Raw genomic sequence first — 17,719 nt, forward strand, 5'->3', positions numbered from 1 at the left:
AGGATCACCCTATTAAGTTCCTTATGGCGGGAATTAGGTTTATTGCGAGCAGCAAAACTCCAATGCCAATGAAAGCAAAGCTTATTGGCTTTGCAATTTTCTCTGGGAGGTACTCTTTTAGTGTTTCATCGAGCATTCTGCCGCCATCAAGAGGTATTAATGGGAAGAGGTTCATCAGACCGATTCCGAGGTTTAGGATGTAAATCCAATACAGAGCAAATGCTAATGGGAGAATGACGTTTTCGTGTCCCAATGTTGACACCACGTACTGAGAGGGATAAACCCCCAGATATCCTTTCTCAGGGTTGTTTGGGTTTTCTCCAAGAGGTACTTTGACAGTAATCTTTTTATTATTTCGTAAGACTTCTATTGCTATAACCTGTCCGGGCTTTGTTGTGTTCATGAAGTTTAAGAAATCTTCAATGGTCTTTATTTGATGTTCGTCTATTCCAATTATTATGTCCCCTTCGTGGAGATAGTTTATGGCTGGGCCTTTCGGATCAAATTTTACTATCTCAACACCTGCAGGCTGAAGAACTGGGGCTAAGGCATAATTAAGGAGCATAAGAGCAAGCAGAGCGGTGACAATGTTGGCCATTGAACCAGCGGCATAAACTCTTAGTCTTTTGACAAGGGGTACCTTTTTTAGTTCCTCCTCATCAGGCTCAACAAAAGCACCGGGGATTACAAAGAACAGGACAAGTCCAACAGATTTTAAGGGCAAATCTTCGGCTCTCGCAACAACCCCATGACTCAGCTCATGGACAACCATTACAACAATTAGACCAATCAAACCATACCACAGTGGTATTGTGACACCGGGAATTACGAGCTGAACTCCAGCGACTTGGGCTTTAGCTTTTATCGCAATAAGGGCGGATTTTATTAACATGTAGAAGACGAACGCCATTCCTCCAAATCCTACGATAATTCCAATTGTTCCATAAGCTTTCCAGAAACGCTTGTATTTCAGAGCAATCTTATCTATAAATCCAAGAAGCTTTTTTGTACGCCACATTATCACAAACATATCAACCGCTAAGCCTTCCTCCTCTTCTTCTTTTCTTCCAAAGAGAACATAGATGGTTCCCCAGAATGCAAGGATGATAATAAGGACTGTCCAAAGATTCATTTTTAACACCTCTCTAACCACACTCCTCTGTTCCCTTTATAAAGTTTAATTTTAATTAAGAATTTTCTAATTTCTGTGTAATTTTCCTCTTTTTGTGCTTTTGATGTTGTTTATTCCCAATATCTCTTTGAAGGTTATGTAGGAAAAATAGGTACAGAGATAATCTATATTACTCGTCCAACACGATAATAAATGAATCCATTTTTTTCGGCTTTTTTTGCATCTAAAATATTCCTCCCATCTATTATTATCTTGTTGTTCATATCCTTTGCTATTTTGTCTAAATCTAAGTTTTTGAATTCTTTATGGTCGGTTACTATGATTATTGCGTCTATGTCTTTGAAGTCTTCTTTCCATTCTGCTCCAAAACGCTTTGCATCTTCTGGAGTGCATAATGGATCGTAAGCGTAAACTTTGGCCCCCCATTCTTTGAGTTCTTTGATTATTGGAATTGCTGGGCTTTTCGTGAATTCTTTAACTCCTCCTCTGAAAGTTAGGCCTAAAACGAGGATATTGCTTCCTTTCAAGGCCTTTCCAACCTCATTTAAGCCTTTAATAGTCAACTCAACCATGTGATGAGGCATTGAATCATTGATCTCTCTGGCAGTCTTAATCAAGCGTGGATTCGTCTTTTTGGCTAAGTTGATGACGAACCATGGGTATATTGGAATGCAATGCCCACCAACCCCAGCGCCGGGAATGTGTAAGTGGCAGTAGGGCTGGGTATTTGCAGCGTTAAAGATTTCCAGAGCGTCTAAGCCATGCTCTTCACACCACAAAGCTAATTCATTAGCCAAGGCAATGTTAACGTCCCTGTAAATGCCTTCAAAGACTTTTACAGCCTCAGCTGCTTTTATAGAACTCATTGGGATGACTCCCTTCTTGTTTATTGTCTCATATATGCCGATAACTGCTTCCAAGGTTTTCTCGTCACTTGCCCCTACTATTTTAGGATACTGGCCGGTAATGTCTCTGATTGCAGTTCCGCTCATTGTTCGCTCGGGAGCGTGAGCAAGGCCAAACTCGCCAAGCTTAAGACCGCTTTCTTCTAAAATTGGGGTTAAGCTTTCTGTAGTTCCGGGAGGCATTGTTGCTTCTGTAATAACAATGTCTCCCTTTTCCAAGCCTTTTGCAATTTTGTGAGCAACATCATAAACAAAATCAAGATTTAGATTGCCTCTTTCGTCTGCAAGGGTGGGGACGATAATAATCATCACATCCGCTTGTTTTGCCGCCCAAACACCGTCAGTTGTAGCTTTTAATCGTTCCTCTTCAACGTTCTTCTTGACTAATTCGGATAACCCTGGTTCTTCCTTAACGTGATTCTCTCCCATATTTACCATTTCAACAACTTTCTCGTTAATATCAACGCCAATCACATTAGCACCATGATCAGCAAAAACAGCCGCTAGGGGAAGACCCATCTTCCCGAGACCATAAACAGCTATTGTAACTTTGCCCTCTTTAAAAACCCGCTTAATATCCTCTCTCTCCAAGCCAAGAAGCTTCATTTCACTCAACCTCCATGACTTTACCAGTCCTAGCGCTTTTCTGAGCTAGAAGTGCAACTTTTAAGGCATGAAGTCCCGCATAGCCATCAATGAGAGGTGTTTTTTTCTCCTCCACACATTCTATGAAATGCTCTAGCTCGTTTCTAAGGGGCTCTCTCTTGTTTATTTTGGCATCTTTAACCCATTCATCATTAAAGAGCTTAAGTCTCTGTTCTATGTAGTCCATGTAAGCTATTCCGCCAGTCCCAACTACAGTTAGGGTTCTTGTTTTGTGAGGGGTAAGCCAGTTAGTCTCCACTATTCCACTACCATCCTCAAAGCCAAGGGTTATCAAAGCGTGATCTTCAACGCCAGCAGGATGAACAACATTTCCAGCTCTCGCATAGACGGTCCTTACAGGCTCTCCAAAGAGGTAGCTTATCACGTCTATGTCATGGACGCCAAGATCAATTATGATTCCAACGTCTCTTATCCTTGCAGCCATAGGCCCAACACGTTTTGCACTTATCGTTACGAGCTTACCAAGCTCGCCTCTCTCTATAAGCTCTTTGAGTTTTAGAACGGCTGGGTTAAACCTTTCAATATGACCGACCATTAGAATTATGTCATTCTCTTCAGCAGCTTGTATTATAGCCTCAGCATTTTCTATGCTATCTGCGATTGGTTTCTCCACTAAAACATTAATACTCCTATTTATAAACTCTAATGCAACTTGTCGATGAAGACTTGTTGGTACAACTATGCTCACAGCATCAAGCCTCTCTTTGGCGAGCTCCTTATAATCTGGATAGGGTGTCGTGTTAAAGCGTCTCGCTATCTCTTTTGCCCGTTCAAAGTTTATGTCAGCAATTCCAACGAGTTCGACTTTTCCTTCTTTTGCTAATTCTGAATAAACTCTTGCGTGATGCTGACCCATCATTCCGACACCTACAACGCCAACGCGAATCATTTTTGCTCACCTTAAAAGTGAAATTAAGAGGAAAGTTCTTTGAGGGTTTGAATTATATAAGCGATATCTTCCCTGCTTACGGCTGGGTGTACTGGCAGACTCAGTACTCTCCTTGATGCCTCAATTGCATTTGGACAGCAGTCCTTTGGGTAGCCGAGCTTTTGATACAAAGGTTGCCAATGAACAGGCATTGGATAGTGAACTCCAGTTCCGATTCCTCTTTCTCTGAGTTTTTGGGCAAATTCGTCCCTATTTAGTGGAAAGTCATCTTCAACTTTGATAACGTACTGGTGGAATACATGCTTAACTCTGAGATCAACGTATGGTGGAGTTAACCCCTTAATCTTGCTTATTCCCTCAGTTAGAAGTTTTGCATTCTCAATTCTTTTAGCATTCCACTCGTCGAGCTTTTTGAGCTGAGCCCTACCAATTGCCGCAGCAATATTGGTCATCCTCAAATTATAGCCGAGTTCTTCATGATAGTACTTCTTTGTTTGCCCATGGTTTATCAAAAGCTTAGCTCTTCTCGCTATTTCGTCATCGTTGGTGACAATCATCCCGCCTTCTCCTGTAGTCATGTTTTTTGTTGGGTAGAAGCTGAAGGCTGCAATGTCACCAAAAGTGCCAACCTTTTGACCTTCGAACTCAGCACCGTGAGCTTGTGCACAATCCTCAATGAGGTAAAGCTTGTAATCCTCGGCAATCTCTTTGAATGCCTTCATGTCAGCCGGCTGCCCATAGAGGTGAACCACGAGAATTGCTCTCGTCTTATTGTTAATTTTCTCCAAAACGTCATTAGGGTCGAGGTTGAATGTTTTTGGATCAATGTCAGCAAAAACGGGCTTTGCTCCCTGGAAGAGTATTGAGTTGGCAGAGGCAATGAAAGTAAAGGGTGTCGTGATAACCTCATCTCCTTCTTTAATTTTTAGGGCTTTCAGTGCCACGTCGAGGGCTGTTGTCCCATTACAGGTTGCCACTCCATATTTTGCACCCAAATATTCGGCGAATTCTTTTTCAAAGGCTTTTACAATATCTCCATAGGCTAACATTCCGCTTTTTAAAACTTCAACAACAGCGTTTATCTCCTCATCTCCGATTAAGGGCTTGGCAATTGGGATTTGTCTCATTTTAACCGCCTCACAAGTCTTTTTCTTTCAAGTATCGTTCATAATCTTCTTTTCTTATTTTGACTTTTTTTCCACAGTGGGAGCATTTGAAGATTATGTGGTGTTCATCCTCGTCAATTTTCTCTTTTAATTTTCTCCCGCAGTAGCAGACGAAACCCTTTAATCTTGCGGGGTTGCCGTAAACTAATCCGAAGGGTGGAACGTCTTTGGTGACAACAGCTCCGGCACCGACCATTGCGTATTCGCCAATTGTTACTCCACAAACTATTGTCGCGTGGGCTCCTATTGAGGCGCCTTTTTTAACTAAAGTTGGTACAAGCTCCCAATCCTCGTTGAAGGCTCTTGGGTAAAGGTCGTTTGTGAAGGTCATGTGTGGGCCGAGGAAGACATCGTCCTCAACTTTCACTCCACGATAAACGCTCACTCCATTCTGGATTTTTACGTTGTTTCCTATTTCAACTCCAACGTCAATATAAACGTCTTTTCCAATGTTGCAGTTCTTTCCAATTTTGGCACCCTTTCTTACATGCGCAAAATGCCAAATCCTCGTCCCTTCACCAATTTCAGCCCCCTCTTCAACCACAGCCGTCGGATGAACGAAATACTTTTGAGACACTTTGAACACCAAATTTATTAAGCAATAATTAGTCATAAAAATGTATCGGGTGAAATAATGGAATTTCCCTTCGTTACTGTTATAATTCCCGCATACAACGAAGAGCGTTATATCAGAAAGTGCCTAGAGGCGTGGGTTAATCAGGATTATCCAAAGGATAAATACGAGATTTTGGTTTACGACGGCATAAGCACTGACAGAACAGCAGAGATTATCAAAGAATTCGAGAAAAAATATCCGGGGCTGGTGTTTTACAAAGTGAATCCAAAGCGAAAGCAGGTGTTTGCTTTTAACATTGGAATACGAGAGGCGAAAGGGGAGTATTTTATAATCTTTGGTGCACATGCCTATCCCGAAAGGGATTTTTTGAAAAAGAGTGTTGAAACGTTTCTGGAGATTAAGAAGAAGGAGCCAAAGCTTGCGGGCGTTGGGGGGAAGATAGTAAAACTTTATGAGAATCGTCTCGCAAAATTGGTGGCATTAATTTACTCTTCACCCTTGAGCGGGGCGAGCACTTTCTGGTATGAAGAAGAGAAACATTTCGCTAAAACTGTTGCCTTTGCCCTGTATGATAAAAAAATTGCCGCTGAAATAGGTGGCTTTGATGAGGACATGTTAACCGGAAATGACTTCGAGTTCAACCTGAGGATAAATAAGCAAGGTTACAAACTATTCTTCAATCCAGAAATTAAAAGCTATTACTTTGCCCGTTCCAGCTGGAGAGGATTTTTAAAACAGAGTTTTAACTACGGTGCCGTCAAGAGCATGGCGATAAGAAAGGGCTATTTCTCCCCCCTGTGGCTTTTCCCCATAGGTTTTTTGGGGTTTGAATTTGCCCTCCCCTTCGTGAAAGCCTTACTCTGGCCATTTGCGGGATATTGGATACTCATGGCCGGAGAGGGCATCAGACTTGCACTAAAAACAAAGAACTCAGATGCGCTCGTGTTACCTCCGATTATGTTCGTGTTCCATAATCTGATAAGCTTCGGTTTTATGGCCGGGCTGTTGTTTGGAAAGAAAGTCTTCAGGTGATGGAATGAGGATAGTAATGGTTGTAACAAATCCCTTCAAGCCAGATCCCAGGGTGTATAAGGAAGCAAAAAGTCTGGCTAAGTACGGACATGATGTTTATGTTATTGCATGGGACAGGGAGGGCAAGTATCCTAAAGAGGAAAAAGTTGAGGGGTTTAAAGTTATCCGGGTTGGTCCCAAAGCCGAATACGGCCCGCTAATGGCTGTAAAGCTCCCCCTCTTTTACCTCAATGCGTTCAAGATTATTTTAAAGTTAAAGCCAGATGCAATCCACACCCATGATTTTGATACTGCTGTGCTGGGCTTTATTTTTAAAAAGCTCAAGAAAACTATGTGGGTTTATGATGTGCATGATCTTTATTTTACCTTCTTCTCCATGGAAGGAAGAAGGAACATTATCGGAGAAATTATTAGAAAGCTTGACCTTCTCATAGCAAAGCATCCTGACGTTCTGATAGTTGCCACTCAATCTATTGGGGGGAAATATAAGGGGGTGCGAGAGTATTATATCAAACACGGAATTTTTCCAGAAAAAACCATAACAATATGGAACGTTCCTGATGCTGATATTTTTTTAAATTACTCAAAGCTGGTGCTAAAAAAATCAAAAAAATTCACAATTGGATTCATTGGAGGTCAAAGAACGATATCAAACTTCATCCCACTATTTGAGGCTGTGAAAGATAAATCCCACATATATAAGATTCTCTTTGTTGGAGAAGGCAAGAATACGGGAGATTTAAAAATGCTTGTACGGGAGAAATACTCGGAGCTAGATATTGAATTTATAGGGAATGTTGATTATAGGTTAATTCCAAATTATTACAAGCTCTGTGATGTTATTTTTGCGTGGTATCCTCCAAGGGAGAACATAGAAAGGGCTATTGCAATAAAAGTTTTTGAAGCTGCCGTGATGGGGATACCAAGTATAGTAAACGCAAATACTCTAATGGAAGATTTTGTGGAAGAATATAGATGTGGGGTCGCCATTAAAAAATTAAAATCCGATTACTTGAAACAGGCTCTAGATTTAATTAGAAGTAGAAAGCTTAAATTCAATCCGGCTAAGATTGCCAAAAAATGGAACTGGAAGAACGAAGAGAGAAAGATGGTGATAATTTATGCGCAATCTCCTGATACTAACTAATTCATACCCAAATAAAGACAACTCCCATTATGGTGGAATATTCGTTAAGGAGCAGGTGGGATACCTGAAGGAGTATTTTAAGGAAGTTTATGTTATCTCGCCCCAGCCTATGGGGGTTAATAGAACGCTGCAGGATTATGAGTTATGATAATGTGAGAGTATTCTTTTCGAGGTTTCCTTCCATTGAGGAAGTACAAAGAAAAGATACTTAAAACCATTCCCGAATTTAATCCAAGGAAGAGCTATACTCATAAGATTTGAAAACACAGAGTAATAAATAAAAAATAGCGAGAATATAAATTGGGGGCGAAAATGTATGGACACTAAAGTATTAATGGTTCTCAATAATCATTATACTCACGATCCCCGCGTGACCGCTGAGGCAGAAAGTTTGGTTAAACATGGATATGAAGTTAAAGTTATAGCTTGGGACAAAAAGAAAAAATATCCCCTCCATGAGATTATTAATGGTGTAGAAGTCATTCGAATAAGAATCCCCAAAATTCTGGACGAGCTAATTCCTTTTGAGATACTAAAAGTTCCTATTTGGCAGGCTTTGGCATATAAAAAAGCAGTTGAACTCTACAGAACTTGGAAATTTCAAATTGTTCACGTTCATGACTGGCCAGATTTGCCTGTTGGGGTTAAACTGAAACAGAAATTTGAGGGGATTTTTTTGATTTATGATTCTCATGAGGTCTGGAATTATATGATCTTCACTAATAAACTCCCAGAATTTTTGTGGGAAGTGATATGGAGAGAAAGGAAGATGTTAAGACATGTTGATGTTCTCATAACTGTCGGTAAAGGGTATAAGCGATATTTTCTTAGATATATGGGGGATGTTAAAATAATACTGAATGCTAAACCTATAGAACAATGGAAGCGTCCTAGAACAAAACCTTTAACTGTTGTATATATAGGTGGGTTTAATAAATTTAGGTGCATAAAAGAATTAGCCATTGTGTTATGTAAAGTTAAATATCCTACAATTGCCATTATTGCAGGGCCGGAGGATCCAAAGTATAAGATGCTCTTTGAAAAAGCAAAAGACTGTGGTTTGAGGTATTTTGGACATATACCTAAATCTCAGGTTATCCCACTAACCAGAGATTCGATTGTTGTATATTATGTGTTTGATTGTAAAAATCCACTGTATAAAATTGGTATGCCAAATAAATTATTTGAAGCTATTGCAACTGGTAGGGCGTCTTTAGCGGGCAAGGGTACGTTAAGTGGAAAATTCGTGGAAGAGTACAAAATAGGCCTCAGTGTTGATTGTGATGTGATAGATATACAAAATGCTCTAATATATCTCTATGAGACTCCCAAGTTTGTTGTCAAGTTTGGTAGGCGGGCTTATTCTATTGGAAAAGTCTATAATTGGAGTTTAGAAGAACAAAAACTCTTGAGAATATATGGCTCACTGACTTCGGATGGATCTGGAGGTGATAAAGAATGACTTTTGGGGGACATGAACTTTTTAAGACGTTAGAGCAAAAGTTTGGGGATGTAGTTGTTCTTGAATATGTTCTCCCGAGTGTTGTATTCTATTCAGCTGTAGCTGATTACATAAACTCTATTTCTAATTATAAAGACACTAAAGTTAAATTGCTGGATGTTGGAAGCTCTTATGGATATGGGGTTTATATTCTATCTGAATTGTGCAAGAATTGCGATATTGTGGGGGTAGATATTAACAGATCCGCACTCTCTGTTGCTGAAAAACGTTTGAAATCAAGTCGGAGGAATATTGATTTTAAAGCCGTTAATATTTTAGATACAAATGAAGTCTCTCAGATCATCAGCGAATATGGAAAATTTGATGTAATAACATGTTTTGAAGTTTTTGAGCACATTCCCAGAGATAAATCTGAGATTCTTCTCAGAAATCTTAATATGCTTCTAAGTAATAACGGATATCTCTTTATTTCAACTCCAAATAAGCTTGTATATGACTCCTTTGCGTTTACTAAAGATCATATTAATGAAGTGACGGTTAATGAATTTGTGTCTGCCCTTGAGAAGTATTTCGAAATAGTCAAGGTTTATGGATCAGGTCTCCATTCTAGATTGATGATTTATTTGTTCTGGAAATTTGGTCTTATTGCCAGAATGGATAGTACAAAGGTATCTCTAACTTGGCACAAAAAAATTCTTAGAAAAATATTACGTGGGATATTTGAACCCAGAGAACTTTATTTGTCAATATTAAAGAAGATGCGACATAAGGAATATTTGCTACGAAAACTCAGTATCTACAGTCTAAACTCGATGCCTGAAAAGTCTGCTTTAGTATTTGTAATTACCAAAAAAAAGATGGTGGACAGTAATCCTGCTACTCCCTGACTCACCACCGTTGCCACTGCAGCACCACTTGCTCCATAATTGAGTATTAGAATATAATTGAGAGCAACGTTAAGAAGTGCAGTGAGTCCTGTTATCTTTGTGAACGCCAACTCTCGCCCCGTAGCGTTTAAAAAGCTCCCAAAAAGCGAATTAAGAAACATAAACGGCAGTGCGAATGCAAGAATCTTAAGAACAGATATGCTGGGAGTGAACTTCTCTCCGAATACTAACAGTATCCCGTACTCTGCTAGCAGATAGTACCCAACGATTCCGACAACCCCTGCAAGGCTCAGCATCTGGAAACTTTTTCTGAAGAGTGTTTTCAAGGTTCTCTTGTCCTCCTTCCACAGCCGCGCCATAGATGGCAATGTGGTGGGTATGACCACGTTTGGAACCAGCATGGCAACTTGAATCCACATGTACGCTGCTCGGTATATTCCAGTCTCGTAGTCTCCCTTCAACAGGCTCAGCATGACCATGTCTGTGCGGTAATAGATCAGCGTAAAAAGACCGATGAGCCAGAACGGATAGGATTTTTTAAGTAGTTCACCCCATGAGGGTGGCTTGAATCTTATCGAGATCCTATCAACGAATTTCAGTCCCCACTTTATTCTCAGCAACTCTCTGATGATGTATCCCCCAAGGAGAGTGATAATGAAAGGAGTCAATGAAGAATATACATAAAGAACAACCCCACCAACAAAAAACGCCCAGAACCTCTCGAAGGTTCTCGCAATTGCTTCATACTTTGTGACTTCGTGTGCATACATAAGTCTAACAAAAATCAGGGAGACCCACGTCAGCATCGCCTCTGCTCCCGCTAGGACTATGAGAATTTTCATCCACCCCGGCTTTGGCAGGAAAAGTGTGAGTCCAATGATTACCAGGAAATTGATAACTGCCAGAAGTATCTTGAAGCCGAGGACATCGGGGAGCAACTCATCGAGTTTTTCCCTGTCCCTCGCGACCTCGCGCATGAAGTAATACCCGACACCCAAATCGGAGAATACCCCCAAGAGACCGACGTAGTAGAATATAAACGAGTACTGCCCCAATCCCTCAGGTCCAAGGGTTCGGCTTATTAAGACCACCACACCATAAGCCAATAACTTGGAGATTATTTCCGCTCCAAAAAGCCATCCTGCATTTTTTATTAACCTTAACTTTAAGCTCTCTGTCATATGCCCCACAATAAAAGCAGGAAAAAAGTATAAAAATTTAACTTTTTAAGAGCTCCTCCATAATCCTTTTGGATTTACAAATATTCGTCTGATTTCTACGAAGCGGTTGAAGCCTTGTTTTCAAAGTAGGGGCATCTCCTGTTAAAGCTAGTCATGCCATTAGTGTGAAGAAGTCTGAATGTTAGGATTTTGGTGCCAATTTTAGCTGTGAATCTGAACAGAGTATACAGCTTCATAAGGGATGGGAACCATAGATGTGAGTAAACCGCTCCCTGACCCTCCCAAATCCCCTTGAAATTGCAACTATGCCCACAGTTAAACCCGAAAAAGGAAGTGCAAACGCAATTATTTTTAACGGTTCTTCAAGCCTCATATCGTGGAATATCTGAGCAACTTCTTTTGCTCCTATGGTCAGAAGAAGCATTAGCACTGCACTATTAAAAACAAGAATAACAACGGCCGTTGAAGTTAAATCCCACAACTGAGATAGTTTTTTCTCTTTATAAATTGCTACTTCTCTTGGAAGAGAGTTCCCAAACCCGAGTGTAGCAATAACTAAAGATATGCTGAAAATTGTCAAAACCAAATTAAAAATACCATACTCCGCTGTGGCAAAATATCTGGCGATGATGGCTTTATTGAAAAATCCGAAGAGTGTTGAAACTATTGTTCCAGCAAAAATTATTCCGGTTCCCCTTGCAATTTTCTGCAGTGCTTGGCTTACTTCATCGCCCACAGTTATCACCGGCTATGTAATTTTTCTGCCATAGGTTTAAGAAGTCTTTGCTTTAACTTAAAGATGTGCAATGATGATTGATGGGCGAACCGACGGATGAGGATGGAAAGGTGATCGCTGAGCATAGGTTTTTATACTTCTCTTTAAATCTCTTTTTGGGATGATGAGTTCAGCCTTGCCTGATGTGTGATGAGGGAGTGACGGACTGACCTTTTTATTTTAGCACCACTTAATTTGATTAGTCTAACAAAATTAGAAAACCTAATAAAGTTAGGCTGCAACCTGTCATTAGCAAGGTTTAAATATTTTGTGCATATGCACAAAATGTGGTGATATCATGGAGGAGGTTTACAAGCCAATCTGGTTCAGCATCATTGGAAATGTACTGTTAGCATTGCTCAAAATTGCTGTAGGCTTTATGTATTCAAGTTTGGCTCTAATTTCCGACGGTGTTCACTCCCTGAGTGATGTCATAACAAGTATAATTGGGCTAATTGGAATAAGGATATCTTCAAAGCCCCCTGATAGGTCTCACCCCTTTGGACACTCAAGATTTGAGCCGCTCTTTGCTTTCTTCATGGGATTGGCTCTTCTTTTAGTTGCATATGAAATCGCAAGGGACTCCATAGGGAGGGTGCTGGAGGGGACATCAATTGAAGTTAATTCAATAATGCTTGCTGTTGCCGTCTTTTCGATTATCTTTAAAGAAGGGATGACGCAATACACCCTCTGGGTTGGAAAAAAACTTGACAATCAGATTCTAATAGCCGATGCCTACCATCATAGAAGCGACGTTTTGAGCACAATAGCTGTTCTTATCGGTCTGCTTGCGGAGAAATTTGGCTTTAGGTATGGAGATTCATTGGCGGGTTTAGTTGTTGCCATATTCATAGCAAAAGTGGCTTTGGAGATAGTTATGAGAAATGTGAACTATTTAACTGGCACTTCCCCTCCTTTTGAGATATGCGAGAGGATAAAGAAAATCGCCTTAAGTGTTGATAACGTTGTGGGTGTTCATGATTTAAGGGCCCATTATGTTGGTCCGAAGCTTCACGTTGAACTACATATTGAGGTTCCACCAAATTTGACGCTTAAAGAAGCCCACGATGTTAGTGAAGAGGTGAAAAGGAGAATAGAGGAACTTGAGGAAGTTGAGATGGCATTTGTGCATGTGGATATAAAAGGAGTAACAAAGTAAACATCACCGAACATATATTCGGTTCCCCAAATGTGGAAGAATATTCTTTAAGGGCACAATCACAATAAGTTTCCATACTTTGATGGTGTCTATGTTTATTGTTATCCATCTACCATTTTGGGTATAGCTTAGATATCTCCTCTCTTCCTCAGGGGATATTGAAAAGACCTCCGTGATTTCATAACTTTCTGGAAGCTTTAGCTTTATTTTTATATTTTTTTCTGGATTTGTCCAGTCATGGATTTTATTGTAATGATAGTTGTAATTTACAAGGTTAAGGATGAGTTCATTGGAGTCCAACTTTTTTATAGGTGTTATCATGATACCCTCTGAGGCATTTGTGTTGAGAAGCTTATCTTTTCCTAAAGCTGAGTTTATCTGATCGGCAATATATCTGAAGAGCTCCATATTGGGTTCCTTCTTACCAAGTGAGTCCCAATATGCTTTTCCAACTTTATTTACAACGATAACATTTTCCCTGCTTAGCAAATCATTGAGCTCCGTTTGTTTGTTGTTCATCTCGTCATATCTGGCGAAATCTGATGTTGTAATAAGCTTTCCTCCATTCTGCAGAAATTCTTCAATCCTGCTAAGATCACGGGATGAAATCCTGCTTAATCCCGGAGCTATCAGAAGCTTGTATTTCCCAAGTCTCTGATAAGAATCTGTTTCTAAGATCCCATCCATTCCAAGGAAGAGTACGTCATATGGAACATGCATCTGCTCTAAGGCACGTGCCCATCCTCTGATTTCATCGTAGTATTCATCACTCTTTCGAATTCCCAGTGCTGGGAAGTACTGCCAGATTGCAGTTGGAAGGGAGACTACAAGTGCAACATTAGAGTACGAAGCTGTATTCTTGAAAAGCCTTTGCATGTTCGATATAAATTGATAGTATCTGGAAACTCCTTCCCTTTCACTTCCATCAACCAGCCTGTGAGGAGGCCATCCCTCATCTGGTGATCCCGTTCCAAATGGAACAAGCATTATACAGCCAGGATTGCTGTATATTTCTGCGATTCTTAGTTTTATCATTGTGGAAACATCTGATGGTGCAGTTTCGGGTTTAAAAGGATTTGCAAACCAGAGAATCCACTCTCCAACCCAAACAAGTTTTGTGAAATTTGACGAGGCTCTGGCAAGCTTGCATACCACTCCATTGGTTTGATAAGGATAAGGTCTGAACTGACTAATCTCAACATAGACAACATCCATATAAGGTGTCAGGGTTATCTGGGGGATCCATGCAAAGTATTCATTTGTTGTTAACAAAATTTTCCTATGGCTTTCCTCTGCATATTCTCTGGTTTCCATTGAAACATTCCTAACGAGAGCTATTGCGGACTGATACCAGTATAACAGTGCCTCCTTTACAACAGGATCTGATAGAACTTCGCTGTTGTTTTCAAATTCCACTAATTCAAATGGCCAAGATGTTAAAAATCTCTCCCTAAATGGGACGGGAACTGAATATGCTCCTTTTATGGGGTATTTATTTTCCAAGTAAGTTTTTAAACAGAAATTATTTATATCTTTAATCCCGAGCTCTAAAAGCTGACTTCTGGTGAATTTTGACTTTAGGTAGTTTATAAATCCACGGCCTTCCCATGTATCCTTACAGCCCCAGCCCCCACCCCAAACGAATGTAAAAATACCATCAGAGCTGTCAAAAAATATTGCATCGGCCCCAGAATCAACGGCTTTTCTTGTCCAATATAGTAGAAAATTCCTCCAGTATGGATTTTGGGGTTGCATTATTCCGTAGAAATCTCTTCTCCTAAGTTCCTCCCCTATAATTCTTATGGTAAGGTGACCTGAAAATGAGCGGGATAGCCCCACGGTATACGGATCTGAAGCTATGGTTCCATTGGGATATCTCCACCTTTTAGAGTAGGGAATTATATGCCTGTAATAATATAAGAAACCAATTTCCGAGTTGTAGGGGTCATAAACAGAATCCCCAACATGCCATCCCATAGTTATTCCAACGGGAATGTCATATGCATGAGAAAGTGAAATGAGTGATTGGATGTGTCTCCACGCCTCAGGATATTTCATCCATGGCCGATAATCTATCCATGCCTGAACTGTGTTATGAAGAAATTTAAGCTTATAATCGTTTTTTATCTCGTTCAGCATATCCCCGTAGAACTCAATCCTGAAGGCATCTGCCACAACGATTGAGTTATCCCATTGGATGGCTGCTGATACATTTGCAATTTCAATTAGTACAAAAATCGTGAGAAATACTACTATTCTCTTGGTGCTTAAATTGACAAACATCACAAGCACCTTTTAATAATGTAGATTCACATGTATAAAATCCTTTTGTTTAGATTTAGTGTGGATATTTGGGTTATATCATATACTTCCCAAAATTTCCTTTAGATCTTTTAAAAACTCTTCTAAGTGTTCTTTTTTGACATGGGGCATCATGACGATCCTGATGTAGCCTCTGTGAGCACTGATTCCCCATCCTCTCCTTTTAAGCTCCTTCTCGACCTTTTCCAGCTCTTTGGTTCCAAAAGATACTATATTGAGCATGGGGTCTCTTATTAAATATGCCCCCTCCAAAGTTCTTATCTGCCCTGCAAACCATCTTGAGAGCTCCATTGCCTCTTTGACAATCCTTTTGTAGCCTTCAAAGCCCAAATGCTTTAGGAGTGCCCACACTGCCAATGCGTTTGCTCCAGGTCTTGTTCCGGTTATTGTAGCTTGAAACACCTTTCCTCCAGCCAAGTATGGGGCGGGAATGCTTATTGCATCAATGAATCTCTTTTTTCTGAATATTATTCCCCCAGCAGGAATCGGTACCATGCCCATTTTGTGGGGGTCAATTGTTACGCTCTGCACTCCTTTGAGCTTGAAGTCAAAATCAGGCAGATCATAACCCAATGCCTTGGCAAAGGGTATCACGAAACCTCCAAAGGCAGCATCGACATGAAGGGGAATCCCGTAATCTTGTGCTAAATCTGAAAGAGCTGGGATGTCGTCCACAACTCCCAGACCTGTTGTCCCTGCTATGCCCACAATTCCTATTGTGTTATCTGTAATTTTACTCTCAATGTCCCTAACATTAACAGAGTAGTCTTTATTCAGCTCAGCCCACACCAACTTGACTTTTAACATTTCACTTGCCTTAAGAAAGGAGAAGTGAGCACTTTCCGGCAGAATCAGCTCTGGATTTTCGATATCAGCTATGTTGCGAAATGCCCTCACCGCTAAGATGTTTGCCTCTGTTCCTCCAGAGACAATGTTTCCATAAGCTTTGTTTAAGTGCAGCAAATTCCCAAGCATCTGCACGGCTTCTTCTTCAATTTTTCTACTCCCAACGTGCAATCCGGGGTCTCCAAGGTTCCTGTCCATGTAAAGAGAAATTATCTTTTGAGCAAGAGGATGGGGGTAAGTGCACATTGAGCCAAGGATTTTACCCGAATCAAAAGTTAAGTCTTCACTTAACCGCTTTTCAAGCTCGTCAAGCACTTTCTCCTCACTCATTCCTTTCCTTGGAAAAGCTGTCATTGCTCTCACCTGCATGGAGTTGTTCATTATGCGTTTAAGCTTTATCCTCCCTAATTTTTCCCAAGTACAGTTTAAAGAACTGCGGCGTAGTGATTGCTGTGAGCATTGAGACAATAACTATGCTTGCAAACAGGCTTTGGTCAATTAATCCTTTTTCCAATCCGAATTTTAGAATTGCAATATCTAAGCTACCCCTTCCACCCATACCAATCCCAACTAAAAATGCCTTTTTCCAGTCAAATCCAAAAATCTTCATACCAAGTGAGCATCCGATGAGCTTTCCGAGGACTGCAGCGACATAAAGAAGTGCAATCATGAACAAGCTTATTTTGCCCATTGTTGGGTTAAACATCAAACCCACATAGATAAAGAAGAGTGGAATGAAAAATTCTGTCAGTACAACTTGTAGGTCTTCAATCAGCTCGTTGAGCTTAATTCTGCTTATGACAAGCGGATCCTTCCTCTCTCTTAGGCGGCTTATCGTTAACCCGGCTAAATATGCCCCAATTATCTGATGAAGACCGACTTCTTCGGCTATGAGTGCAAGGAGGAAAGTTAAAACAAGTGTGAATGTGAAAAAGATGTTTAAATTACGCACTATTCCATAAAACCTCTTGGATCGTTTGAATACGAATTCTGAGATAAGCAAGACGGCAACTATGAAGAGAGCTATTTTGATCGTCAGGACTGCAAGGGGCACAAAGCTGAGCTCGCCTCTTGCAAGTGCGGTAATGATGCCAATTAGATAAACCGCTATTATGTCGTCAGCAAAAGCTGCTCCCATAAGAATCGAAGAAATCTCTCTTTTGACCCTCTCTCTGACAATAACTCCGCTTGTTACTTCGATTGCAGTGTTTCCCAGAGTCACGCCAACGAATATAGCTGCTGCTAACCCCCTTCCAAATGCCATCACGGTCATGAAACCAAGAACAAAGGAGAATGCCACACCTAAAATTGCAACGACTGTGGCTTTTAGTTTGTTTGTGGCTATAGCCGAAAAGTTACTTGTTAAACCCATGTACAGCATCATCATCAACAGTCCAAACTCTGAAAGAACCTTAAGAGGCTCGGAAGGAGAAATCACATTCAGAACAAAGGGACCTAAGATTATTCCAGTTGAAATGTGGGCTATTATCGGGTGGATTTCCCTCTTTTCAAATAGCCACTCCAAGGTTTTTGCAGTTACCAGAAGAATTGAAAGATCGAGGATATATTGCAA

The 17,719-nt window shown here is 40.5% G+C and carries 15 protein-coding genes; 5 read left to right on the forward strand and 10 right to left on the reverse strand.

What is annotated here, in order from left to right; all coding sequences use genetic code 11:
* Positions 1-4: 4 nt before the first annotated feature.
* The 5 genes from VFC49_RS07815 to VFC49_RS07835 all read right to left on the reverse strand — a co-directional run bounded on the left by VFC49_RS07815 (position 5) and on the right by VFC49_RS07835 (position 5,335).
* Positions 5-1,132, reverse strand: a complete 1,128-nt coding sequence (locus VFC49_RS07815; protein WP_324735073.1) for a site-2 protease family protein — start codon at positions 1,130-1,132, stop codon at positions 5-7.
* A 164-nt stretch (positions 1,133-1,296) separates the two neighbouring features.
* Positions 1,297-2,643 carry a nucleotide sugar dehydrogenase gene (locus tag VFC49_RS07820; protein WP_324735074.1) on the reverse strand — a complete coding sequence of 449 codons (1,347 nt, stop codon included), beginning with the start codon at positions 2,641-2,643 and terminating at the stop codon, positions 1,297-1,299.
* 1 nt (position 2,644) lies between these two features.
* Positions 2,645-3,592, reverse strand: a complete 948-nt coding sequence (locus VFC49_RS07825) for a UDP-N-acetylglucosamine 3-dehydrogenase (protein ID WP_324735075.1) — start codon at positions 3,590-3,592, stop codon at positions 2,645-2,647.
* A gap of 23 nt (positions 3,593-3,615) precedes the next feature.
* Entirely contained in the window at positions 3,616-4,719 is a 1,104-nt protein-coding gene (locus VFC49_RS07830; protein ID WP_324735076.1) for a DegT/DnrJ/EryC1/StrS family aminotransferase, read from the reverse strand.
* Between the two features lie 10 nt (positions 4,720-4,729).
* On the reverse strand, positions 4,730-5,335 hold the full coding sequence (locus VFC49_RS07835) for an acyltransferase (protein ID WP_420719628.1): 606 nt from the start codon (positions 5,333-5,335) through the stop codon (positions 4,730-4,732).
* Positions 5,336-5,392: 57 nt separating this feature from the next.
* Here VFC49_RS07835 and VFC49_RS07840 point away from each other — a divergent pair, with 57 nt between their 5' ends.
* The 4 genes from VFC49_RS07840 (at position 5,393) to VFC49_RS07855 (ending at position 9,863) form a co-directional block, all read left to right on the forward strand.
* Positions 5,393-6,367 (forward strand): glycosyltransferase family 2 protein, encoded by a 975-nt coding sequence (locus VFC49_RS07840; RefSeq protein ID WP_324735078.1) that lies wholly within the window; start codon positions 5,393-5,395, stop codon positions 6,365-6,367.
* The gene (locus VFC49_RS07845; RefSeq protein WP_324735079.1) at positions 6,345-7,514 is read left to right on the forward strand and encodes a glycosyltransferase; all 1,170 of its coding nucleotides are present in this window, start codon (positions 6,345-6,347) and stop codon (positions 7,512-7,514) included. Before VFC49_RS07840 ends, VFC49_RS07845 begins: the two co-directional genes overlap by 23 nt.
* Positions 7,515-7,830: 316 nt before the next feature.
* On the forward strand, positions 7,831-8,976 hold the full coding sequence (locus VFC49_RS07850) for a glycosyltransferase (RefSeq protein WP_324735080.1): 1,146 nt from the start codon (positions 7,831-7,833) through the stop codon (positions 8,974-8,976).
* A complete protein-coding gene (locus VFC49_RS07855) occupies positions 8,973-9,863 on the forward strand; it encodes a class I SAM-dependent methyltransferase (protein WP_324735081.1) in 891 nt (296 codons plus the stop codon). The genes VFC49_RS07850 and VFC49_RS07855 overlap by 4 nt, the downstream gene beginning before the upstream one ends.
* Here the strand turns inward: VFC49_RS07855 and VFC49_RS07860 are convergent.
* The gene (locus VFC49_RS07860; protein WP_324735082.1) at positions 9,773-11,044 is read right to left on the reverse strand and encodes a flippase; all 1,272 of its coding nucleotides are present in this window, start codon (positions 11,042-11,044) and stop codon (positions 9,773-9,775) included. The two genes, VFC49_RS07855 and VFC49_RS07860, sit on opposite strands and share 91 nt — an antisense overlap.
* 232 nt (positions 11,045-11,276) lie before the next feature.
* A complete protein-coding gene (locus VFC49_RS07865; RefSeq protein WP_324735083.1) occupies positions 11,277-11,780 on the reverse strand; it encodes an oligosaccharide flippase family protein in 504 nt (167 codons plus the stop codon).
* A 337-nt stretch (positions 11,781-12,117) separates the two neighbouring features.
* On the opposite strand from VFC49_RS07865, the gene VFC49_RS07870 reads away from it, so the two are divergent.
* On the forward strand, positions 12,118-12,978 hold the full coding sequence (locus VFC49_RS07870) for a cation diffusion facilitator family transporter (protein WP_324735084.1): 861 nt from the start codon (positions 12,118-12,120) through the stop codon (positions 12,976-12,978).
* Positions 12,979-12,981: 3 nt separating this feature from the next.
* On the opposite strand, the gene VFC49_RS07875 is transcribed toward VFC49_RS07870, so the two are convergent.
* The 3 genes from VFC49_RS07875 to VFC49_RS07885 all read right to left on the reverse strand — a co-directional run bounded on the left by VFC49_RS07875 (position 12,982) and on the right by VFC49_RS07885 (position 17,719).
* A complete protein-coding gene (locus tag VFC49_RS07875) occupies positions 12,982-15,261 on the reverse strand; it encodes a beta-galactosidase trimerization domain-containing protein (RefSeq protein ID WP_324735085.1) in 2,280 nt (759 codons plus the stop codon).
* Between the two features lie 78 nt (positions 15,262-15,339).
* A complete protein-coding gene (gene mfnA, locus VFC49_RS07880; RefSeq protein ID WP_324736695.1) occupies positions 15,340-16,500 on the reverse strand; it encodes a tyrosine decarboxylase MfnA in 1,161 nt (386 codons plus the stop codon).
* Between the two features lie 34 nt (positions 16,501-16,534).
* Positions 16,535-17,719, reverse strand: a complete 1,185-nt coding sequence (locus VFC49_RS07885; protein ID WP_324735086.1) for a cation:proton antiporter — start codon at positions 17,717-17,719, stop codon at positions 16,535-16,537.

The organism is Thermococcus sp. SY098 (genome assembly GCF_035621495.1).
In the GTDB taxonomy this organism is placed as follows: Archaea; Methanobacteriota_B; Thermococci; order Thermococcales; family Thermococcaceae; genus Thermococcus_B.